This is a genomic window from Streptomyces sp. NPDC020192, from assembly GCF_044388685.1.
GTDB lineage: Bacteria > Actinomycetota > Actinomycetes > Streptomycetales > Streptomycetaceae > Streptomyces.
The window spans coordinates 137,665-158,900 of record NZ_JBIRXG010000009.1; the positions used below are offsets into that span (position 1 = coordinate 137,665).

Consider the following 21,236-nt stretch of genomic DNA (forward strand, 5'->3'; position numbering starts at 1 on the left):
CAGGCGTGGCAGAGGTACTCGAACTCAGTGCGGCCCGTGGCACCGCGGCGCTCCGGCCGCCCCGTGCGGCGCTCCGGCCCCGCACGCCCGGCGGCATGCCGGTGATCGCGCCCATGCCCGCAGCGCGGCCCTCCCGCATACCCGGTCAGCGCGACGAAGCCGCGGCCGAGGAGGCCGCGGCGAACGCGGTCGCCGGGACGACCGTCGACCACCTCACCGAGACCTACCGCGCGCACTACCGCTCGCTGCTGGGCCTCGCCGCGCTGCTCCTCGACGACACCGCCTCCTGCGAGGACGTCGTCCAGGAGGCCTTCATCCGCGTGCACTCCGCCCGCAAGCGCGTGCGCGACCCCGAGAAGACCCTCGCGTACCTCCGCCAGACCGTCGTCAACCTCTCCCGATCCACGCTGCGCCGGCGCATCCTCGGCCTGAAGCTGCTCTCCAAGCCGATGCCCGACATGGCCAGCGCGGAGGAGGGCGCCTACGACCAGCTGGAGCGCCGGGATCTGATCAAGGCCATGAAGGGCCTCCAGCGCCGCCAGCGCGAGGTCCTGGTCCTGCGCTACTTCGCGGACATGACCGAGGCCCAGGTCGCCGAGACCCTCGGGATCTCCCTGGGCTCGGTCAAGGCGTACGGCTCGCGGGGCATCGCCGCGCTGCGGGTGGCCATGGAGGCACCGGCATGAGCGAGCGAGGGGCGGCATGAAGCGCCATGAACGCCACGAGCGCCGCGAGCGCCACGAGCAAGAGCACACGCAATCGCACGCTGGGAACGGAACTGTGAACCACGGCCCCGAAGAGAAGGAACCCGAGGGGCTCGGCCCGGACCTGGGGATGGGGCCCGGGGGGCTCGGGGACGACGAGCTGGCCCTGCGGCGGCTGCTGCACTCCGCCGTCGACGGCCTCGAGCCGCGCACCGGCTCGCTGGAGCATCTGCGGCGGGCGGTGCCCGCCCGGCGGGCCCGCAAGCGGCAGGCCGTCGTCGGGATGGCCGCCGCGGCCCTGTTCCTCGGCACCGCGATCCCGGCCCTCGTGCACGTCTCGGACTCCGGCGGCTCCAACCCCGACACCGCCATGGCCGGCCAGTCCTCCCAGGCCCAGGGCGGCACCGGGCAGGGCGAGGACAAGACCGACGGCACGGGCGGCAGGAAGGGCATGGGCGGTACGAGCGCCCAGCCCGGCACACAGCCCGGCAGGGGCGGCGAGAAGGACAGGAACGGCGCCGGAACGACCGGCTCCCCCAGCGGCGCCTACCCGAGCGCCGCGGCCTCCTCGGGCGGCGTCCAGCTGTGCACGGCCACCCAGCTGGGCTCCGCCACCGGCAACGCCGCGGCGCCCGACTCCGCGGGCGTGGTCTACGGCACGTTCCGGGTCACCAACACCTCCAAGGCCGCCTGCACGGTCGGCGGCGCGGGATCCGTCATCCCCGTCGCCAAGGGCGCGGCCGACCCGACCAAGATCGTCACCGCCCGCCACGCGGCCGGGGACGCGGCGACCGAGCTGCCCGACCCCTCCCTGGAGGTCTCCGGGCTGGTCCTGCAGCCCGGCGCCGCCTACGAGGAGAAGTTCGCCTTCGTGCCCTCGGAGACGTGTCCCACCACCGGCGGCGGTACCGGTACGAGCGGCAGCACGACCGGCGGGGCGTCGCCGACCCCGTCGCCGACCCAGGGCGCGGGTGCCTCCGGCGGTGGCTCGGACGCGGGGACGGGGTCCACGTCGTCGGGTGCGACCACCCAGCTCGGCACGGCGGGGGGCCCGGCCGCCGGGAGTGTCGTGGTGACGCACACGGCGCAGGGCGGCTCCCCGTCCGCCTCGGCGACCGTGCCGGGGCAGTGCGCCGGGACCGTCTACTACACCGGGGTGCTGGCAGGAGCGTGAGCCCCTACGGGGCGCTCACCGGTGCCGGAGCCGCTTCCTCCTGCGGGACCAGGCCCAGCGCCGCGTCCCGTACCGCCTCCGCCTCGCGCCGCAGCAACCGGAACCACATGAAGACCACGAAGCCGGCGAAGACGAACCACTCGCCCGTGTAGCCGAGGTTCTGGAAGGCCTTCAGGTCCAGGCCGGTGCCCTGCGGGACGGTCGCGGGGACGGCCTTCATACCGGAGTCGCCCTGGTCGAGGGTGATCCAGGCGTCGTACAGCTGGTACGGCACCAGGTTCACCAGCGAGGCCGAGCTGATCGCCGCCGTCTGGCCCGCGGGGAGTCCGCCGGTCGCGCTGACGCCGTTGTCGCCGGGCGTCTCGGAGGCCTGGAGCGCGCCGGTGACGGTGACCTCACCGGTGGGCGGGGCCGGGGCCTTCGCCGCGTCCGCCGTGCCCGGCAGCCAGCCCCGTACGACCGGCAGGGCCTTGCCGGAGTCGGTGCGCAGCAGGGTCAGGACGTAGAAGCCGGATCTGTCGTCCAGCTGCCGGCCGGGCACGAGCAGCTGCTTGCCGTACTGTCCGTGCACGCTGACCCGGCGGCCGGAGGTCGCCTTGTCGACGGGCAGCATCGTGGCCAGTGGCCGCGCGGCCTCCTTCTTGTCGGAGGCCGCCTGCTCGGTCGCGGCGCGACTGTCGTGCACCCGCCCCTCGAACCGGCTCAGCTGCCACGACCCCATGAAGACGCAGAACGGGATGGCGAGCAGCACGAAGACGTTGATGCCCCACCAGCGGGGTGTCAGCAGAAACCGGTACACGCCCTCCACGGTACGGCGCCGCCGCCGGGCGCCCGCCCGCGGGGCATCCCCTCAGTCCTTGGTGGCCTTCAGGGAGTAGATGAGGGGGATGCGGGGGTGGCCGGCGGGGAAGCGGTGGTAGCCGTCCCGTACTTCGAAGTTGTCGAAGCGCGGGAAGAGCGACACGTCGTGCTCGTGCAGGAACTCGATGCGCAGCCCGGTCGCGGCGAGCGCGGAGACGACGTCACCGAGGGTGTGCTGCCACTGGACGCTGCGGTTGTGGACGGTCTCGGCGCTCAGGTCGGCGTAGGTGCCGGGCTCGTCCCAGACCTGGGCGTCGCGGGCGAAGTAGTCCCGCACGATCCGGGTGCCGGTCGCGTCGTCCAGGGACTCGGTGACCGGGTGGAACTCGGCGAGGTACAGGAAGCCGCCGGGGGCGACGAGGGAGGCGGCCGTCTCGGCCCAGCGGCGGATGTCCGGCAGCCAGCACAGGGCACCGAGCCCGGTGTAGACGATGTCGTACGACGGCTCGGGCACGGCGGTGCGGGCGTCGTAGACGTCGCCGGTGACGAAGGTGGCGCGCTCGGGGCCGTGACCGAGGTCGGCGGCGAGGGAGCGGGCGGCCTCGACGGCCGGCGCGGAGAAGTCCAGGCCGACGACGCGGGCGGCGCCGCGGTGGACCCAGGAGAGTGTGTCGGTGCCGATGTGGCACTGGAGATGGAGCAGGGTTCTGCCGGTGACGTCGCCCACCTCGGCCGTCTCGAAGTCGCGCAGCACGTCCCGGCGGGCGCGGAAGCCGTCGAGGTCGTAGAAGTCGCCCGCGACATGGACGGGGACCCGTTCGTCCCACATGGCGCGATTGTCCTCCCGCCAGTTCGACGGGACGGACACCGACGGGCTCTCTGCGGTCATGATCCCAAAGTTATCCACAGGCTGCGGACACTCGCCACCCAATTGTCGGCGCGGCCAGGCAGTATGGGCGCATGACTGGGGCGATGAGTGAGAGCAACGGGCCGGGCACGCGCAGTGTGCCGGACATGCCGGACTGGGAGAAGCGCTTCCGGGCGCCGCGGGTGTCGCTGCCCGACTGGGCGGAGGACGCGCCGCACCGCTCCCTGTTCGTGTCGAACGCGACGGGGACGTACGAGCTGTATGCCTGGGACCGTGCGACGGGCGAGCAGCGGCAGGCGACGGACCGGCCGAACGGCACGACGGACGGCGTGCTCTCCCCGGACGGCGCCTGGATCTGGTGGTTCGACGACAAGGACGGCGACGAGTTCGGCGTCTGGCGCCGCCAGTCCTTCGCGGGCGGGGCGGCCGAGCCCGCGGTGCCGGGCCTCGACCCCTCCTACCCGGCCGGGCTGGCCCTGGCCCGCGACGGGCGCACGGCGGTCGTCGGCCGCTCCACGGACGAGGACGGTACGACGATCCACCTCGCGCGTGCGGGCGAGGCCCCGGTCGAGATCTACCGGCACCGCGAGTCGGCGGGCGTCGGCGACCTCTCCCACGACGGCACCCTGATCGCCGTCGAGCACACCGAGCACGGTGACGCCATGCACGCGGCACTGCGGGTGCTGCGCCCGGACGGTACGACGGTCGCCGAGCTGGACGACACCAAGGGCGGCACGGAGGAGCTGGGCCTGGAGGTGCTCGGCTTCGCCCCCGTCGACGGCGACACCCGCCTCCTCATCGGCCATCAGCGCCGGGGCCGCTGGGAGCCGCTGGTGTGGGACGTGGCGACGGGCGAGCAGACCGATCTCGACCTGGAGCTGCCAGGTGACGTCAGCGCCGAGTGGTATCCGGACGGCTCGGCCCTGCTCATCGCGCACGGCTTCGAGGCCCGCAGCGAGCTGTTCCGCTTCGGCCTCGCCACGCGTGAGCTGACCCGTATCCCCACCCCGCCCGGCACGGTCTCCGGCGCCACGGCCCGCCCCGACGGCAGCGTGGAGTACCTGTGGTCGTCGGCCGCCCAGCCGCCGGCGGTCCGTTCCACGTCCGGCGGGGTCGTGCTGGACCCGCCGGGCATGGTCTGCCCGCCCTCGGTGGCGGTGGAGGACGTGTGGGTGGAGGGGCCCGGCGGCCGCATCCACGCCCTGATCCAGAAGCCGGCCGGCGCCACCGGCCCCCTCCCCACGGTCTTCGACCTGCACGGCGGCCCGACCTGGCACGACAGCGACTCCTTCGCCGCGGGCCCGGCCGCCTGGGTCGACCAGGGCTACGCCGTGATCCGCATCAACTACCGCGGCTCCACGGGGTACGGCCGCGCCTGGACCGACGCGCTGAAGCACCGCGTCGGCCTGATCGAGCTGGAGGACGTGGCCGCGGTCCGCGAGTGGGCGGTGTCCTCGGGCCTCGCCGACCCCGCCCGCCTGGTCCTGACCGGCGGCTCCTGGGGCGGCTATCTCACCCTGCTCGGCATCGGCACCCAGCCCGACGCGTGGACGGTGGGCATCGCGGTCGTGCCCGTCGCGGACTACGTCACCGCGTACCACGACGAGATGGAGGCCCTGAAGGCCATGGACCGCACCCTGCTGGGCGGCACCCCCGAGGAGGTGCCGGAACGCTTCGAGGCGTCCTCCCCGCTGACGTACGTCGACCAGGTCAAGGCCCCGGTCTACATCTCGGCGGGCGTCAACGACCCGCGCTGCCCGATCCGCCAGATCGACAACTACGTCAAGCGCCTGGAGACGAGGGGCGCGGTGCACGAGGTCTACCGCTACGACGCCGGCCACGGTTCGCTGGTGGTGGACGAGCGCATCAAACAGGTCCGGCTGGAAATGGACTTCGCGACCAGACACCTGCCGGGGGCTTAGCGGTCAGCGGAGTTCGGCCAGGCCTCTGCGGGTGGTGGCCACCACCACTCGGTCGCCCTTCTCCAGGACGTGGTCGGGGGGTGTGTCGGTGTGGCCCTCCAGGGCCAGGACACGCCAGGAGCCGGCTCGGAAGGCCTCGCGGACCGTGCGGCCTTCCAGCTGGGGGTGGCCGGCGACGTCCACCGCGGCGAAGAGCAGGACCCGGCGTTCGACCGGGATCGCGCTCAGTACCTGGCGGCCCAGCATCGCCCCGGCGAAGGCGGGCGCGGCCAGGTGCGTGACGCTGCGGCTCCGGGTCAGGGCGTGGGGGTACGCGGCACGCAGGGTGCGGTACACCGCCGTGGCGAAGTCGTCGTCGTAGAGGCGCAGGACCACCCGGAGATCGGGGCGTACGGTGCGCGCGTACAGCACGGCCTCCAGGTTGGTGGTGTCGGCGCTGGTCACCGCCAGGAGTGCGTAGGCCCGGTGGATCTTGGCAGACTCCAGCACGCCCTCCTGCGTGACGTCGCCCAGGACCACCGGCACCCGCAGGCGGCGCGCGGTCGCGAGGCCCCGTGCCTCCGGGTCGGACTCCACACACACGACGGGGACGTTCAGCTCGCGCAGCCGGGTCAGCACCCGGGTGCCGATCTTCCCGAGCCCGAGCAGCACCACATGCCCGCCGAGGCCGCGCGGTGGTTTGCGCAGGGCGGAGGCGGTGCGGAAGGTGCCCAGCGCCTCGAGCACGGCCGCCAGCAGCACCGGCAGCAGCAGCAACCCGACCAGTCCGGAGAGGAGTTGGAGGATCTGGCGGCCCAGTGACTCGCCGATGGCGGGGTTGTCGATCGCGAACAGGTCGAGGAGCGTCAGGTAGAACGCGCCGAGGGGGTGGATACCGGTCACCAGCCACAGTGAGACGGCGAGCGCGACGACACAGGCCACGCTGCCGGCCAGCGACCAGCGCAGTCGCCGGGAGAAGAGGGAAGCGAGGGGTGGTACCGCGCCCACCCCGCGTCCGCCCGCCGCGCGGCCGCCCGTCCGGCGGCCGGGGGTGGCCGGCTCCGGGCCGACCGTCGCCGTCGCCTGCTCCAGGACCAGGGCCGTCCGCCCGGCTGCCCGTGCCCGTTCCACCTCCTCGTCGTCGGGCAGCAGCCGCGGCTCGTGCTCCCCGGCGCCGTCCGCCCCGACCGCTCCGTCCGCACCGCCGGCCGTACCGGCGGGGTCGTTGCCCGACAGCAGGGCCAGCGTGCGCAGCCCGGAGCCGGCGGCCGGCCCGGCCGGGGGCAGCGGGCGTTCCACGGCCCGCAGCAGCAGCCCCTCGGTCTGCACGACCTTGCTGGTGCCGGCGACGGCGGTGGCGGCGAGCGCGGGCGCGGCGGTGTCGGCGTCGGACAGCACGGTGGTGGAGGCGTCCGCGCCGCCCTCGCCGTCGCCCGCCGCCAACGCGGCGGCCTGGTCGAGGAGTTCCTCGATGTGCTGGCCCAACCGGCGGTTGTAGAGCCTCAGGACGAGACGGAGGCGGGGGTTGAGCCGGCGGGCGGTCAGCGCGGCCCGGATGTTGGTCTCGTCGTCGTCGAAGACGAGGGCGAGCGCGGCGGCCCGCTCCACCCCGGCCTCGGAGAGGACCGCTTCCGTGAGGTCGTCGGCCTCCAACACCCGGGGTCCGTCGGTCCCGTTGGCGCCCCCGCCGGTGCTCGCCGCCGCCGTCGTGCTCCCGGTGACGGCGCCCGCCCGGCTCACCGCCGCGCTGACCATACGGTCGAACAGTGCCGCCGACGCGGCACGGGCCCGGCCGACCACCGGAGGGCGCGCGGTGCGCCCGTTCGGCGGTACCACGAGGGTGACCTGCTCGCCGTAGACTCCGCGCAACTCGGCGGCCAGCCGGTGCGCGAGTCCGTCGTCACCGCACACCACCATGTGCGCCGGCGGGGTACCACCCGGCCCCCCCTGATACGGAACGCTCGCCACGAGGGAAAAGAGTGCACCAAGAAGGCGGGCGGTTCCAGGAACGGACTGAACGCCCTTGCCCTGCCCCGCGTACTGACGGGGAGGGAGCGAGCCAGGACAGCCAGCCGGAGGTAACCGCCCGTGGCCATCACCGAAGACGCCCCGCCCGGCGCGGACGTCGGCTCCGAGTCCGCCGACTCCGGTGCGGAGGACCGGCGGCTCAGCTCCTCGCTGGTGCTGACCCTGGTGCTGGTGCTGGCGGTGCTCGCCCAGTCCCCGATCCGCGGGCTCCTCGGCACCCCGCTGATGCAGAGCTGGATGACGGTGTTCGTCGCGGTGACCGTGCAGGCGCTGCCCTTCCTGGTGCTGGGCGTGCTGCTCTCGGCGGCGCTCGCGGTGTTCGTGCCGCCGTCCTTCTTCGCCCGCGCCCTGCCCAGCCGCCCTGCCCTCGCCGTCCCGGTGGCCGGGTTCGCGGGCGCGATCCTGCCGGGCTGCGAGTGCGCGTCGGTGCCGGTGGCGGGCGCGCTGGTGCGCAGGGGAGTCACCCCGGCCGCCGCGCTCGCCTTCCTGCTCTCCGCTCCCGCGATCAACCCGATCGTGCTGACCGCCACCGCCGTCGCCTTCCCCCGCAACCCCGAGATGGTCCTCGGCCGGTTCCTCGCGAGCCTCCTGGTGGCGTGTGCGATGGGCTGGCTGTGGCAGCGGCTGGGCCGTACCGACTGGCTGCGCCCCCCGGCCCACGGCGCGCACGAGGGCGAGACCAAGGGGGAGGCGTTCTGGAACTCGGTACGGCACGACACCGTGCACGCCGGCGGCTTCCTGGTGCTCGGCGCGATGGCCGCCGCGACCCTGAAGGCGGTGGCCCCTGCGTCCTGGCTGCGCACGGCGGCCGGCAACCCCCTGGTCGCGATCCTCGCCCTGGCCGTCCTCGCCGTCCTGCTGTCCATCTGCTCGGAGGCGGACGCGTTCGTCGCGGCCTCCCTCACCCAGTTCTCCCTGACGGCCAAGCTGGTGTTCCTGGTGGTGGGCCCGATGATCGACCTCAAGCTGTTCGCGATGCAGGCCGGCACCTTCGGCCGTACCTTCGCCCTGCGCTTCGCCCCGGCCACGTTCGTGATGGCCGTCGCGGGCGCCGTACTGACCGGGACGGTGCTCCTGTGAACCGCCAGGCCCAGGCCGCCGTCATGTTCCTGCTCGGCGCCGCCCTGCTGCACGCGGGCAGCACCGACCTGTATCTGCGGTACGTCAAGGCGGGACTGCAACCGCTGCTGCTGGCCTCGGGCGCGGTGCTGATCGTGGGGGCGCTGGCGACCGTCTGGTACGAACGCCGACGCCATCGCCGACAGGGCCACGGCCACGGCCATGCCCACCCCGAGCCGCGGATCTCCTGGCTGCTCCTGCTTCCCCTCCTCGCCCTCATCCTCATCGCCCCGCCCGCGCTCGGCTCGTACAGCGCCCTGCGCTCCGGTACGGCGCTGCAGAAGCCGTACGACCTCGGGCCGTTGCCCGGCGGCAGCGGGCCGGTGCAGCTGTCCGTGGTCGACTACGCCTCCCGCGCGGCCTACGGCCACGGCCGCTCCCTGGGCGGCCGGCCGGTCCGGGTCACCGGGTTCCTCGCGCTGGACGGTTCGGGCGCGCCGTATCTGGTGCGCATGGCCCTCAACTGCTGTGCCGCGGACGCCCAGCCGATCAAGATCGCGCTGACCGGCCAGCTGCCGCCGGTGCTGCGGCCGGACGCCTGGCTGACGGTGACCGGCACCTACAGTCCCCGGCTGAGCCGCGACCCGGTCAACAACGGGCCGATCCCGTACCTGAAGGTCACCTCGGCCCAGCCGGTCCCGGTGCCGCACGACCCGTACGACGAGACCTGGAACAACTGAGCCCGGTTACATTGCCGGATTCCGCACATGAGGGCCGGATGCCGGCAGCGCGAGAATGCCCTCCATGAACACCGGAGAAGGCAGCGCGCGGGGCGGCTGGGCCAAGCCGCTGGCCTACGTGCTGCTGTTGCTGCTCCTCGCCGCGGGGGTCGCCCGGTCCGTGGCCGCAGTCACCGCGGACGAGCGGGCCTGGGACGCGGCCAGGCCCTGTGCGGCAGGGGAGCGCGGGGACGAGTGTCTGAGCACCGTCCCCGCCGTGATCGAGCGGACCGACCCGCAGCAGCCCAAGAAGCGCAGCCACCTGTACTTCACCGACGGCCGGCCGGTGCGGGGGCTGGAGGTGTCGTACGAGGCCGCCGAGTCCTTCGAGGCCGGTGACCGGGTCGAGCTGACCTTCTGGCGGGGGCAGGTGATGACGGTCTCCGGGCAGCACTACGTCTGGCACGAGCATGTGACCACCGGCGGCAGCATGGCCGTCCTCGCCGCCGTGCTCGTGCTGGGCGCCGGGTATCCGGGGGCGCGGTTGCTCGTCCTGGTGCGCGGACGCCGACAGCCGGTGGACGAGGTCCTGCCGTCGCATCTGCCGTTCCTGGCGCCCCTCGTCGGCACCGCGGTGTGGCTGTTCCCGCTGTGCTACCGGCACCCCACGTCCTTGTCCGGCTCCACGGAGGCGGTCGTGTGGTGGGCCGCCGGCGGGGCGGTCAGCCTGGGGCTGTTCGCCTGGGCCTGGCGCGCGACCCGGATCCGTGTGCCCGACGAGACCGGCGTGCCGGTGCGCACGCGTGAACTCCCGGACGGAGAGGACGTGTTCCTCTCCGCCCGCTTCCTGGAGCACACCGACTACAACCCGCACCACTTCGGCACGCACGTCGTCCTCGGCGCGGACGGGCCCGCGGTGACGCCGCACCCCGGGCCGGGGCGGTTCGCCGCCAGGCCGGTACCCGTTCAGCGGCTCACCCTGCGGACCGTGCGGCGGGCGCGGGGAGAGGAGGGCGAGCTGGTGCCGCACAGCTGGCACATCGCCGAGCTGGATGACGGGGGCCGGACGGTGCGGTTGGCGGCCGCGCCGGACGACCTCACACGCATCCTTCGTGCACTGGCACCGGCGAGGGCCTGAGCCGTCGCCCACCGACTCGGGGCGTGTGGTGGTCCGGCGGCCGCGGGTCCGTCGTGATGCGTCGCGCAGTTCCCCGCGCCCCTTTCGGGCCGCCTACGCCTCTGTCTCCTTCACGTCGAACCGCTCCAGGTCCCTCAGCCACGCCTGGGCGTTCCCGTCCGACGGCGCCCGCCAGTCGCCGCGCGGCGAGAGCGCGCCGCCTGCCGAGACCTTCGGTCCGTTGGGCATCGCCGAGCGTTTGAACTGGGAGAAGCCGAAGAAGCGGCGGATGAAGACCTCCAGCCAGCGGCGGATCTCGGGGAGGTCGTAGGAGCCGCGTTCGGACTCGGGGAACCCGGGGGGCCAGGCGCCGGACTCGCGGTCGTGCCAGGCGTGCCAGGCCAGGAAGGCGATCTTGGAGGGGCGGAAGCCGTGGCGCAGGACGTACCAGAGGGTGAAGTCGTGCAGCGCGTACGGGCCGATCTTCGACTCGGTGGACTGCAGTTCCTCGCCCGGGACCAGCTCGGGGCTGATCTCGGTGTCCAGGATGGCGGCGAGGATCCTGCCGGTCTCGTCGTCGAACTGGTCGCTGCTGATCACCCAGCGGATCAGGTGCTGGATCAGCGTCTTCGGCACGCCGGAGTTGACGTTGTAGTGGCTCATCTGGTCGCCGACGCCGTACGTGCACCAGCCGAGCGCCAGCTCGGAGAGGTCGCCGGTGCCGAGGACGATGCCGTCGCGCTGGTTGGCCAGCCGGAACAGGTAGTCGGTGCGCAGGCCCGCCTGGACGTTCTCGAAGGTGACGTCGTAGACCGGCTCGCCGGAGGCGAAGGGGTGGCCCATCTCCTTGAGCATCAGCCGTGCGGTCGGCGTGATGTCCAGCTCGGCCGCGGTGACACCGAGGGCGCGCATCAGCTTGTGGGCGTTGTCCTTGGTGTGGTCGCTGGTGGCGAAGCCGGGCAGGGTGAAGGCCAGGATGTCGCTGCGCGGACGGCCGGCGCGGTCCATCGCGCGGGCGGCGACGATCAGCGCGTGCGTGGAGTCCAGGCCGCCGGAGACACCGATGACGACCTTGGGGCCGCCGATCGCCGCGAGCCGCTGCTGGAGGCCGGCGACCTGGATGTTGTAGGCCTCGTAGCAGTCCAGGGCGAGGCGGTCGGCGTCGGCGGGCACGAACGGGTAGCGCTCCAGGCCGCGGCGCAGGCCCAGGTCGGTGGTGGCCGGCGGGGCGAGTTCGAAGGAGACCGTGCGGAAGTCGCCGGTGCGGGCGGCGTGCGTACGGCGGTTGTCGTCGAAGGTGCCCATCCGCTGGCGTTCCTGGCGCAGCAGGTCGAGGTCGACGTCGGCGACCGCGTACTGCTCGCCGAGCGGGAAGCGCTCGGTCTCGGCCAGCAGCACCCCGTTCTCGTAGATCAGGGTCTGGCCGTCCCAGGACAGGTCGGTGGTGGACTCGCCGAGGCCGGCGGCCGCGTAGACGTACGCGGCGTGGCAGCGCTCGGACGCCGAGCGGCACAGCAGCTTGCGGTCCTCGGCCCGGCCGACCGTGATCGGGCTGCCGGAGAGGTTGAGCAGGACGGTCGCGCCGGCCAGGGCAGCCTCCGCGCTCGGCGGCACCGGCACCCACATGTCCTCGCAGATCTCGGCGTGCAGCACCAGCCCGGGGACGTCGTCCGCCGCGAAGAGCAGGTCCACGCCGAAGGGGAGGTCCCCGCCCGCGAGCCGGATCGTTCCGCCGCGCTCGTCGTCGCCGCCGGCGATCTGCCGGCGCTCGTAGAACTCGCGGTAGTTCGGCGGGTACGACTTCGGTACGACGCCCAGGATCCGGCCGCGGTGCACGAGGACCGCGCAGTTGTAGATCCGGCCGCGGTGGCGCAGCGGGGCGCCGACGACCAGCACCGGCAGCAGGTCGGCCGACCCGGCGACGACGGTGGCGAGCGCCTTCTCGACGTCGTCGAGCAGCGCGTCCTGGAGCAGGAGGTCCTCGATCGCGTACCCGGACAGGCACAGCTCCGGGAAGACGGCGACGGCGACGCCCTCCTCGTCGCACCGGCGCGCGTGGCGCAGGACGGAGGCGGCGTTGGCGGGCGGGTCGGCGATGACGGTGTGGCCCGTACACGCGGCGACGCGCGCGAAGCCATGCTGATAGATCGACCAGAAGTTCAACGGGACTTCCCTCACCACGCCACGGACCCCACAGACGAGACGGCTCTTCTACAGGGGAAGCGTAGATGCTCACCCGAAGATGAGTATGTGCGCGCTGGCCGGTGCCGGGCCGGGCCGGAACGCTGGGGGCATGGGAAGACCACGTGCGAAAACTCTTCTCCGGCTGTGCGGGACCGTGCTGCCGGCCCTTGCGGCGTCGGCGGCCTGGGCCGTCTGGCTGGGCTGGGACCAGCACCGCGACGTGCATCCGGACGGCACGACGACCGGCCCGTACCAGGCGTGGCAGGTGGCGGGGCTGGTGCTGACGCTGCTGGCGACGGTGTGCTGGGCGGCCTGGCGGCACCACGCGGTGGGCGCCGTGCTGGGCACCACGGCCGGCCTGACGGTCGCCGCATACGCCGACTGGTCGGACGACTCCAGCGGCCTGTTCGTGATCGGCGTCGGTCTCGTCATGCTGGGAAGCCTCGTCGGGGCCCTCATCGTCGCGGCCGTGACCTGCGCGTTTCATCCCTACGACGGCTCCGCTCCAGGCCTGAAACCGCGTTGAGACCACGCTGAACCGCCCCCGCCGCATGCTCTGCGGCATGACGACGACGGACCACGAACTCGCGATCGCGGCCACCGGGCTGCGCAAGGCCTACGGGGACAAGACCGTTCTCGACGGCATCGACATCCAGGTGCCCGCGGGCACGATCTTCTCCCTCCTCGGGCCGAACGGCGCGGGCAAGACCACGGCGGTCAACATCCTGTCCACCCTGATCTCCGCCGACGGCGGCCAGGCCCGGATCGCCGGGCACGACCTCACCGCCGAGGCCCAGGCGGTCCGGGCCGCCATCGGGGTCACCGGCCAGTTCTCCGCCGTGGACGGCCTGATCACCGGCGAGGAGAACATGCTGCTGATGGCCGACCTGCACCACCTCTCCCCGCGCGAGGGACGGCAGGTCACCGCCGGTCTGCTGGAGCGCTTCGACCTGGTCGAGGCCGCGAGGAAACCCGCCTCCACCTACTCCGGCGGCATGAAGCGCCGCCTCGACATCGCCATGACCCTGGTGGGCAGCCCGCGGATCATCTTCCTCGACGAGCCGACCACCGGCCTCGACCCGCGCTCCCGCCACACCATGTGGCAGATCATCCGCGAGCTGGTGTCCGGCGGTACGACCGTCTTCCTCACCACCCAGTACCTGGACGAGGCCGACCAGCTCGCCGACCGCATCGCCGTGCTCAACGGCGGCAAGATCGTCGCCCAGGGCACCGCCGAGGAGCTGAAGCGGCTCGTGCCCGGCGGACACGTCCGGCTCCGCTTCACCGACCCGACGGCGTACGAGCGGGCGGCGACCGCGCTGCGCGAGACCACCCGGGACGACGACACGCTCAGCCTGCAGATCCCCAGCGACGGCAGCCAGCGCGAGCTGCGCGCCGTCCTCGACTGGCTGGACGCCGCCGGTATCGAGGCCGACGAGCTGTCCGTGCACACCCCCGACCTCGACGACGTGTTCTTCGCCCTGACCGGCAGTGCCGTACCCGCTCAGACCACCGCCCAGACCACCGACAAGGAGACCGTCCGATGAGCGCCGCCCCCCAGCCCCTGCGGGCCAACCCGTTCCGCGACAACATGACCATGCTGCGGCGCAACCTCCTGCACGCGCGCCGCTACCCCTCCCTCACCCTGAACCTCCTGCTCACCCCGGTCATCCTGCTGCTGCTCTTCGTCTACGTCTTCGGCAACGTGATGAGCGCCGGCATCAACGGCGGCCACGCGGACCGGTCCGACTACGTCGCCTACCTCGTCCCCGGCATTCTCTTCCTGACCGTGGCGATGACCTCGCTCGGCACCGCGGTGTCCGTGTGCACCGACATGACCGAGGGCATCATGGCCCGGTTCCGCACCATGGCGATCTCCCGCGCCTCCGTGCTGATCGGGCATGTGGCCGGCAGCGTGATCAAGACGATGACGGCCCTGGTGCTCGTCCTGGGCATCGGACTGGCCATCGGCTTCCGGCCGAACGCCACGCCGGTGGAGTGGATCGCGGCGGCCGGACTGATGGCGCTGGTCAGCCTCGGGCTGACCTGGCTCGCGGTCGGCATGGGCCTGGTGAGCCCCAACCCCGAGGGTGCGAGCAACATCGGGACCCCGCTGGTCATGCTGCCTTTCCTGTCCAGCGCGTTCGTACCGGTGGACGCCATGCCGGGCTGGTTCCGCTGGTTCGCCGAGTACCAGCCGTTCTCGCCCGCCATCGAGACGCTGCGCGGGCTGCTGCTGGGCAGCGGGATCGGCACGAAGAACGCGGTGCTCGCCGTCGCCTGGTTCGTGGGCATGAGCCTGCTGGGCTACCTGTGGTCCAAGTCGCAGTTCAACCGCGAGCCGAAGCGGTGAGGCGTGGCGGATCAGCCGCCCGTCAGCTCCCGCAGCGCCTCCCCCCGCAACTCCTCCCGCCCCAGGGCGGCGTACCTCGACCTCGCGTCGGTGTACGCCGCCCTGTCGGCGTTCTCGGCCGCCTCCCGGGAGCGGGCCAGGGACAGGATGGGGAACTCCCGTACCACCGGCATCCGTTCGGCCAGGGCCACCAGCCGTACGGCCGCCGGGTCGCCCTGGGCCAGCCGGGCGTGTCCGAGCGCCAGCAACAACGTCCCGTACACCGGCAGTTCCACCGGGGACCCGTCGACCGGCGAGCCGCCGGCCGGGGCACCGGACAGCAGCCCGAGCAGCCGCGCCCGCAACTCCTGGGTGAGCCCGGCGACCGGTTCCGGCCGGCCGTGCAGCGCGTGCGCGGCCACGGCGGCCGACTCCACCTGCAGCGCCCACGGGTCCACGAAGGGATCGTCGGTGTGCAGGGCGCTGAACTCCCGTACCCGCTTCGCCGCCCGGCGCCACAGCCCGAGCCCGACCTCGGTCAGTCCCCGGGCCAGCGCGATCTCCGCCCTGGCCGGCAGCTCGGGGCTGAACATCCCGTCCGAATCCGGCGGCTGGTCCAGGGCGGCGAGGCCCAGCCAGTACTCGGCCTCCTCGATGTCGCCCTTGTGCAGACAGGCCAGCACCAGCCCCCAGCGCACGCCGATCGCGTCCGACGAGTCGCCGAACGCGTCCAGCGCGCTCATGGCGGCGCGCAGATGGTCGTACGCCTCCACGCCCCGCTCGGACTGCAGGCACAGCTCGCTGACCCGGCCGTGGCTGAGCAGGCTCATGGCCGGGTTGTCCAGCGGGGTGAGCGCGTCGAGCATCCGGCGGGCGCTCTCCAGCGCCCGCTCCGTGTCGTGCCCGGCCTCCCAGACGTAGCTGGCGATGCCCGAGGCGATGCCCGCGAGCATCGGCTCGTCGGCCTCGCACAGCTGCTGGAGCCGGGCGAACTCCGGCGGCCGCATCTCCGGTACGGCGCACAGCACGACGGCCAGGGCCCGCACCACGGTGTCCGGCGGGGCGGGCGGCAGCCGGCGCAGAGTCACCAACTGGCGTACGGCGTGCGGGCCGTGACCCATGAAGAGGCTCGCCGCGCACACGGCCGCCGCGCTGCGGGCCGGTTCCACGTCCTCGGGGTCGTCGGGCCGGAAGTGGGACAGGAGGCCCGCGGTGTCGGCGGCCAGCGAGGCCAGCCGGCTGTAGCTGGAGCCGGTGGACCACAGGGAGGACAGTACGGCGGTGACGGCCGCGGTGGTGGGTCCGTCGGCGCGGGCCAGCGCGTGCCGCAGGGCGAGGACCAGGTTGTCCTGCTCGGCGCGGATGCCGGCCCAGCCGGGCACCGGATCGTGGCTGAACAGCAGGTCGTGGTGGGCACGGCCGAAGTCCCGCGCCCAGGCGAGGAACCGGTCGGTCACCGCCTCCTCCCGGCCCGCGGCGGCCCGCCGGTCGGCACCGAACTCGCGCAGCGTCTCCAGCATGTGGAAGCGCACCCCGGACGGGCTGTCGTCCACCCTGATGAGTGACTGTCCGGCCAGCTGCTCCAGCAGCGCCAGCGTGTCCCCGGTCTCGCCGAGGACGTACTCCGCCGCGTCCTCGGTGAAGCCCCCGGGGAACACGGACAGGGCGCGCAGGGCGGCCTGGCCGTCGGGTTCCAGGAGGTTCCAGCTCCAGTCGACCACGGCCCGCAGCGTGCGATGCCGCTCGGGGGCGTCGCGGGCACCGCCGCGCAGCAGCGTGAACCGGTCCCGCAGCCGGCGGGAGATCTCGTCCACGGACAGCACCCGTACCCGGGCCGCGGCCAGCTCCACGGCGAGCGGCAGCCCGTCCAGGTGCCGGCAGATCTCGGCGACCGCCGCCGCGGGCAGCTCCACGCCGGGCCGGGCGGCCCGCGCCCGCTGGGTGAACAGCTCCACCGAGGTCGCCAGGGACAGCTCCGGCAGCGCGTACACCGACTCCGAGGTCAGCCCCAGCGCGGCCCTGCTGGTGGTCAGGATCCGCAGCTCCCTGGACCGCGACACCAGCGCCTGGACGAGGGCGGCCGCACCCGCGACGACGTGCTCGCAGTTGTCCAATACCAGCAGCGCCGGCCCGGCGCCCAACGCGCCGACGATGCCGCTCACCATGTCCCCGCCCCCGGGGAACTGACGTCCGTCCGCGGCACCGACCGCCGAGGCCACCTCACCGGCCACGTCGTCGTCGGCGGTGACACCGGCCAGCGGGACGAAGTGCACCACGGGCTGCTCGGCCGCCCGGCCGACCGCGTGGGAGAGGCGGGTCTTGCCCAGCCCGCCGGGGCCGATGACGGTGACCACCCGGGCCTCGCGCAGCAGCCCGGTCACCGCGGCGAGGTCGGCGTCCCGCCCCAGCAGCGGGTTCGGGTCGTGCGGCACGCCGTGGCGGACCGGCGGTACGTCCGCGCTCAGCAGCTCCTGGTACACGGCCCTGAGCCCGGGCCCCGGATCGGTCCCCAGAGTGTCCCGCAGGCCACGGCGATAGGCGTCGTACCGGGTCAGCGCCGCGGCCCGGCCCGCTGTGGCGGCCTCGCAGCGCAGCAGCTCCGCCAGCAGCTCCTCGTCCCGCGGCAGCTCCCGCGCCAGCTCGGCCAGGGGTGCCGCGGCCTCCTCCCGCCGGCCCAGCCGGGCGAGGGCGAGCGCGCGGGAGCGCACCAGCGCCCGGTGCGCCCGCACCCGCGCGGCCCGCAGCGCCGCCACCGGATCGTGCAGGTCGTCCGCCGCCCCGGCGCCCACGCCGCCGTCCCACAGCGCCAGCCCGGCCTCGGCCCGCGCGAGGGCGCCCGCGTGATCCCCCGCCCGCGCGCGCTCGGCACTCGCCGCCTCGTGCAGCAGCAGCGCGGAGCTGTCGACCCGCGTCTCCTCCAGCGCCAGCCGGTAGCCGGTCGGCGTACTCACGACCACCTCGGCCCCGACCTGCGCCCGGAGCCGCGACACGAGGATCTGCACCGCCTTGCCCGGCCGTTCGGGCAGGTCGTCGGCCCACAGCCCCTCCACGAGCCGTCCGGTGCTGCATCCGGCCCGCAGATCCTCCGCGAGCAACGCCAACAGCCCGCGCAGCCGGGGCGCGGTGATCTCCCGTCCACGGCAGGCGACTTGGGACAGCAGGGTCAGCTCGATGGTCACCCGTGCAGGTTAGCCAGAAGTCAGGAGAGCCCCGAGGCCCGGAGCACCGCCTGCGCCGTCTCGTCGTCGATGTGGTGGCCCAGCCGGTCCAGGACGTCCGCGCCGTGGCGCAGCGTGCCGCGCTGTAGCGAGCGGCGCACGCCGGTTTCGAGTTCGTGCCAGAGGAGGGGGTTGGCGGCGAGGATCCGGGGATCGAGTTCCAGGCGGTGGCCGTGGACGTCCCGCAGGACCAGGTGCGAGGAGACACCGTCGTACTGCCGTACGGCCGTCAGCGCGTCCGTACGCACGACACGCCGGCGCCAGGGCGTCCGCACCGCGAGCCATCCCGGCCCCGCGCTCACCCGCTGCGGCAACAGCACGACACACACCGCGGCCGCCAGGGCGGCCCAGAGCAGAGCGCGGAGCGCCGTCAGCGTGCCCGCGTCCCAGTCGACGAGAAAGGCCAGCGCCCCGAAGAGAACGGCACAGCCCGCCGCCGGCCGAGCGCCGCCACGCCAGTGACGATCGCGGGCGGTGCCGGTGGCTCTGCTCCCTCGCATACAGCCGACGCCAGGCCTGCCCGGCGGGCCCGGCGACCGCTGCTGACGCGGCCTTGACGGGGCGGGGCTGGATCCTGACGCGACCCTTACGTACCCGATAGGGTGAGAACAGGTGTGCCGGGAAGTCTGGTCGGCCGGAGGCCGGGGTGGCTTCCGCAATCCCCTTCCGCGTTTCCGGAGGGAATTCCCAGGGGGACGGCATGCGCAGCGTCGGTACGGTTCTCGCCCTCGTGGTCCTCGCCACGGTGGTCGCCACCTTCGCGCGCCGTTGGCGCATTCCGGCACCCTCCCTGCTGGTGGTCGCGGGCCTCGCCGTGGCGCTGCTGCCGGGCACCCCGCAGTTCCAGATCAGCCCGCAGATCATCGCCCTCGTCGTGCTGCCCCCGCTGCTGTACGCGAGCGCCGAGGACATGCCCTGGCGGGAGCTGCGCGCGGTGTGGAAACCGGTCGGGATCCTCGCGATCGGCCTGGTGCTCGCCTCGGCGGCGGCCGTCGCCGTCGTGGCGGCGCTCGTGACCCCGCTGTCCTGGCCGATGGCGTTCGTGCTGGGCGCGGTGCTGGCCAGCACCGACCCGGTGGCGGTCACCGCGCTGGGCCGCCGGCTGGCCCTGCCGCCCCGGGTGCAGGTGCTGGTGCAGGCGGAGAGCCTGTTCAACGACGCGACCTCACTGGTGCTGGTCCGGGTGGCGGCGGGCATCGCCATCGCCGCGGCCGCCGCGGACTGGGGCTCGGCGACCGGCAAGTTCTTCCTGCTCGCGGGCGGCGGCACGGTGATCGGGGCGGCCGTCGCGGGAGTGATCACCCTGATCCGGCGCCGCACCGAGGACCCGGTGCTGGAGACGGTGATCGCGCTGGTCACCCCGTACGCCGCCTATCTGCTGGCGGAGATCGCGCACACCTCCGGCGTGACGTCCTGCGTGGTCGCCGGGGTGATCCTGGGCGGCCGGGGCGACCGCCTCACCAACGCCCGCATCAGACTGCAACTCCACGCCGTCTACGGCACGGTCGTCTTCCTGCTGGAGAGCGTGGTGTTCAGCCTCATAGGTCTCGCCCTCCCCGCCCAGGTGCGGGCCCTGGCCGGGGACCGGGCCTGGCCGCTGTACGCCCTGGCGGTCGCCGGCACGCTCGTCGCCGTACGCCTGCTGTGGCTCGCGCCGCTGTCGGCGGTCGTCCAGCGCAAGGGCGGGGTCGGCCGGCTGAACTGGCGGGTGCCGGTGGTGCTGACCTGGGCGGGCACCCGGGGTGTGATGCCGCTGGCGGCCGCCCTGTCCATCCCCGAGGTCACGAAGAACGGCAGCCCGCTCACCGACCGGCCGCTGGTGCTGGTCCTGACCACGTCGGTCGTGGTGGTCACCCTCGTCGTCCAGGGCTTCACCCTCGCCCCGGTCGTCCGCGCCTCCGGCATCGCCCTGGAGCCCGCGCACACCGCCCGCGAGGAGGCCGAGGCCCGCGCCCACCTGGCCCACGCCGGCCTGGCCCGGCTGGAGGAACTGGCCGAGCTGGAGGCCGTGTCCGACGTCGTCCTCGACCGGCTCCGCCGCGGCCTCACCGCTCGCCTGGAGGACGCCTGCGAGCGCCTCGCCGAGACCAACGGCGCCACCACGGCCACCGAGTCCGCCGACCGGGTCTACCGCCAGCTGCGCCGCGACCTGATAGCGGTGGAGACGGCGGAACTGCAACGCCTCTACGACGCCCACGCCATCAGCGACACCACCCGACGGCGGCTCCAGCGGGCCCTGGACCTGGAGGAGGCGCGGCTGGCGGACGCCTGACGGCGTGGCCGGTCAGCGGCGGCGCCGGGGAAACAGCGCGCACAGCGTCCCGCACACCAGTGAGCCGAAGAGCAGTCCGCCCCACGGCAGCCCACCCGGCCGGTGCGTGACCGCCGCGTACGCGTAGGTGCCGAGGCCGCCGCCCAGCAGGAAGCAGACCAGGCCGCGCAGCCCCAGCCACCACCGGGGCCGATCCGTCAGTGAGTTCACGCGGGCATTGTGCACCACATCCGCTAGTTCAGTCCCGACGCCCGGAACACTCCCAGCGCCGTCTCCCGGTCCATCCGGGACGACAGGCGGCGTAGCGCGGTCTCGCCGCACAGCAGCATCCCCTCGGCCGCGGCCTTCCGGGCGCCCTCGTCGAGGCGGTGCCACAGCTGCGGGTTGCGGACCAGGACCTCGGGGTCGATCTCGACGCGGCCGCCCAGCGCGTCCCGCAGCAGCAGCCGCGGGGAGACGCCGTCCAGGCAGCGGACCGAGATCAGGAGGTCCGTCCGTATCCGGTGTTCGCGGCCCAGGCGGCGTGCGGTCAGCCAGTTCGGGCCGGCGGAGATCCGGGTGGGGCACAGGACGGCGAAGAGCAGGGCCGACAGCGCCAGCCACAGGGCCGTGCGCCACAGGGCGCCGTGGCCGGAGGCCCAGTCGACCAGGAGCAGCAGGACGAGCGGGACACCGGCGCAGCGGACGGCGCTCCACCACTCCTGTGCCCAGTCCTGGTCGTTGGCCACCTCGCCGGAACCCGCCATGCCGACGACGGTACTGAGCTGCGGGAGCGGATTCCGGCACCTTGATACAGCTCTGACGCGGATCCCCGTCAAGGTCCCGTCAAGACGGGCCGGTTGGCTGCGAAGATCCCGCA

General features: G+C 73.6%; 18 protein-coding genes. 10 read left to right on the forward strand and 8 right to left on the reverse strand.

From position 1 onward, the window contains the following. Positions 1–5 precede the first annotated feature (5 nt). Together ACH47Z_RS19285 and ACH47Z_RS19290 are read left to right on the forward strand one after the other, a co-directional pair. Positions 6–686, forward strand: coding sequence for a SigE family RNA polymerase sigma factor (locus ACH47Z_RS19285; protein ID WP_399075068.1), 681 nt, complete (start codon positions 6–8; stop codon positions 684–686). A 94-nt stretch (positions 687–780) separates the two neighbouring features. Next, positions 781–1,878 carry a hypothetical protein gene (locus ACH47Z_RS19290; protein ID WP_399075070.1) on the forward strand — a complete coding sequence of 366 codons (1,098 nt, stop codon included), beginning with the start codon at positions 781–783 and terminating at the stop codon, positions 1,876–1,878. A gap of 4 nt (positions 1,879–1,882) precedes the next feature. On the opposite strand, the gene ACH47Z_RS19295 is transcribed toward ACH47Z_RS19290, so the two are convergent. Together ACH47Z_RS19295 and ACH47Z_RS19300 are read right to left on the reverse strand one after the other, a co-directional pair. Then, complete coding sequence (locus tag ACH47Z_RS19295; protein ID WP_399075072.1) at positions 1,883–2,677, reverse strand: SURF1 family protein; 795 nt, start codon at positions 2,675–2,677, stop codon at positions 1,883–1,885. A gap of 51 nt (positions 2,678–2,728) precedes the next feature. After that, complete coding sequence (locus ACH47Z_RS19300; RefSeq protein WP_399075074.1) at positions 2,729–3,568, reverse strand: class I SAM-dependent methyltransferase; 840 nt, start codon at positions 3,566–3,568, stop codon at positions 2,729–2,731. An 83-nt stretch (positions 3,569–3,651) separates the two neighbouring features. On the opposite strand from ACH47Z_RS19300, the gene ACH47Z_RS19305 reads away from it, so the two are divergent. Next, a complete protein-coding gene (locus tag ACH47Z_RS19305; protein WP_399075076.1) occupies positions 3,652–5,469 on the forward strand; it encodes a S9 family peptidase in 1,818 nt (605 codons plus the stop codon). Between the two features lie 3 nt (positions 5,470–5,472). Here ACH47Z_RS19305 and ACH47Z_RS19310 read toward each other — a convergent pair whose 3' ends face one another. Further along, positions 5,473–7,365, reverse strand: a complete 1,893-nt coding sequence (locus tag ACH47Z_RS19310; RefSeq protein WP_399075373.1) for an NAD-binding protein — start codon at positions 7,363–7,365, stop codon at positions 5,473–5,475. A 171-nt stretch (positions 7,366–7,536) separates the two neighbouring features. Between ACH47Z_RS19310 and ACH47Z_RS19315 the strand changes: the two genes are divergently transcribed. The 3 genes from ACH47Z_RS19315 to ACH47Z_RS19325 all read left to right on the forward strand — a co-directional run bounded on the left by ACH47Z_RS19315 (position 7,537) and on the right by ACH47Z_RS19325 (position 10,392). Next, a complete protein-coding gene (locus ACH47Z_RS19315; RefSeq protein WP_399075078.1) occupies positions 7,537–8,556 on the forward strand; it encodes a permease in 1,020 nt (339 codons plus the stop codon). Continuing rightward, positions 8,553–9,275: a TIGR03943 family putative permease subunit gene (locus ACH47Z_RS19320; RefSeq protein ID WP_399075080.1), complete on the forward strand. Its 723-nt coding sequence runs from the start codon at positions 8,553–8,555 to the stop codon at positions 9,273–9,275. The genes ACH47Z_RS19315 and ACH47Z_RS19320 overlap by 4 nt, the downstream gene beginning before the upstream one ends. Positions 9,276–9,339: 64 nt before the next feature. Then, on the forward strand, positions 9,340–10,392 hold the full coding sequence (locus ACH47Z_RS19325) for a PH domain-containing protein (protein ID WP_399075082.1): 1,053 nt from the start codon (positions 9,340–9,342) through the stop codon (positions 10,390–10,392). A gap of 93 nt (positions 10,393–10,485) precedes the next feature. Here the strand turns inward: ACH47Z_RS19325 and ACH47Z_RS19330 are convergent, their stop codons facing one another. Beyond that, positions 10,486–12,534 (reverse strand): NAD(+) synthase, encoded by a 2,049-nt coding sequence (locus ACH47Z_RS19330; RefSeq protein WP_399075084.1) that lies wholly within the window; start codon positions 12,532–12,534, stop codon positions 10,486–10,488. A 130-nt stretch (positions 12,535–12,664) separates the two neighbouring features. Between ACH47Z_RS19330 and ACH47Z_RS19335 the strand changes: the two genes are divergently transcribed. From ACH47Z_RS19335 to ACH47Z_RS19345, 3 genes are read left to right on the forward strand one after another with little or no spacing between them, the layout of a single operon-like run. Further along, positions 12,665–13,081 carry a hypothetical protein gene (locus ACH47Z_RS19335; RefSeq protein ID WP_399075085.1) on the forward strand — a complete coding sequence of 139 codons (417 nt, stop codon included), beginning with the start codon at positions 12,665–12,667 and terminating at the stop codon, positions 13,079–13,081. Positions 13,082–13,118: 37 nt separating this feature from the next. After that, on the forward strand, positions 13,119–14,102 hold the full coding sequence (locus ACH47Z_RS19340) for an ATP-binding cassette domain-containing protein (protein WP_399075087.1): 984 nt from the start codon (positions 13,119–13,121) through the stop codon (positions 14,100–14,102). Continuing rightward, positions 14,099–14,908, forward strand: a complete 810-nt coding sequence (locus tag ACH47Z_RS19345; protein ID WP_399075089.1) for an ABC transporter permease — start codon at positions 14,099–14,101, stop codon at positions 14,906–14,908. The genes ACH47Z_RS19340 and ACH47Z_RS19345 overlap by 4 nt, the downstream gene beginning before the upstream one ends. Before the next feature lie 11 nt (positions 14,909–14,919). Here ACH47Z_RS19345 and ACH47Z_RS19350 read toward each other — a convergent pair whose 3' ends face one another. Both ACH47Z_RS19350 and ACH47Z_RS19355 read right to left on the reverse strand, forming a co-directional pair. Then, positions 14,920–18,066, reverse strand: coding sequence for an ATP-binding protein (locus ACH47Z_RS19350; RefSeq protein WP_399075091.1), 3,147 nt, complete (start codon positions 18,064–18,066; stop codon positions 14,920–14,922). Positions 18,067–18,086: 20 nt separating this feature from the next. Continuing rightward, positions 18,087–18,605, reverse strand: coding sequence for a hypothetical protein (locus tag ACH47Z_RS19355; protein WP_399075093.1), 519 nt, complete (start codon positions 18,603–18,605; stop codon positions 18,087–18,089). Positions 18,606–18,805: 200 nt separating this feature from the next. Between ACH47Z_RS19355 and ACH47Z_RS19360 the strand changes: the two genes are divergently transcribed. Then, positions 18,806–20,377, forward strand: coding sequence for a Na+/H+ antiporter (locus ACH47Z_RS19360; protein ID WP_399075095.1), 1,572 nt, complete (start codon positions 18,806–18,808; stop codon positions 20,375–20,377). Positions 20,378–20,389: 12 nt separating this feature from the next. Here ACH47Z_RS19360 and ACH47Z_RS19365 read toward each other — a convergent pair whose 3' ends face one another. Next, complete coding sequence (locus ACH47Z_RS19365; protein WP_399075097.1) at positions 20,390–20,587, reverse strand: hypothetical protein; 198 nt, start codon at positions 20,585–20,587, stop codon at positions 20,390–20,392. Positions 20,588–20,610: 23 nt separating this feature from the next. Further along, the gene (locus ACH47Z_RS19370; protein ID WP_399075099.1) at positions 20,611–21,123 is read right to left on the reverse strand and encodes a hypothetical protein; all 513 of its coding nucleotides are present in this window, start codon (positions 21,121–21,123) and stop codon (positions 20,611–20,613) included. Positions 21,124–21,236: the final 113 nt, after the last annotated feature.

Excerpts from the sequence above, each read along its gene's own strand:
- ACH47Z_RS19355 (WP_399075093.1), bottom strand. The coding sequence starts at position 18,605 with ATGCGAGGGAGCAGAGCCACCGGCACCGCCCGCGATCGTCACTGGCGT.
- ACH47Z_RS19325 (WP_399075082.1), top strand. The coding sequence starts at position 9,340 with ATGAACACCGGAGAAGGCAGCGCGCGGGGCGGCTGGGCCAAGCCGCTG.
- ACH47Z_RS19335 (WP_399075085.1), top strand. The coding sequence starts at position 12,665 with ATGGGAAGACCACGTGCGAAAACTCTTCTCCGGCTGTGCGGGACCGTG.
- ACH47Z_RS19300 (WP_399075074.1), bottom strand. The coding sequence starts at position 3,568 with ATGACCGCAGAGAGCCCGTCGGTGTCCGTCCCGTCGAACTGGCGGGAG.
- ACH47Z_RS19345 (WP_399075089.1), top strand. The coding sequence starts at position 14,099 with ATGAGCGCCGCCCCCCAGCCCCTGCGGGCCAACCCGTTCCGCGACAAC.
- ACH47Z_RS19370 (WP_399075099.1), bottom strand. The coding sequence starts at position 21,123 with ATGGCGGGTTCCGGCGAGGTGGCCAACGACCAGGACTGGGCACAGGAG.
- ACH47Z_RS19310 (WP_399075373.1), bottom strand. The coding sequence starts at position 7,365 with ATGGTGGTGTGCGGTGACGACGGACTCGCGCACCGGCTGGCCGCCGAG.
- ACH47Z_RS19360 (WP_399075095.1), top strand. The coding sequence starts at position 18,806 with ATGCGCAGCGTCGGTACGGTTCTCGCCCTCGTGGTCCTCGCCACGGTG.
- ACH47Z_RS19305 (WP_399075076.1), top strand. The coding sequence starts at position 3,652 with ATGAGTGAGAGCAACGGGCCGGGCACGCGCAGTGTGCCGGACATGCCG.
- ACH47Z_RS19340 (WP_399075087.1), top strand. The coding sequence starts at position 13,119 with ATGACGACGACGGACCACGAACTCGCGATCGCGGCCACCGGGCTGCGC.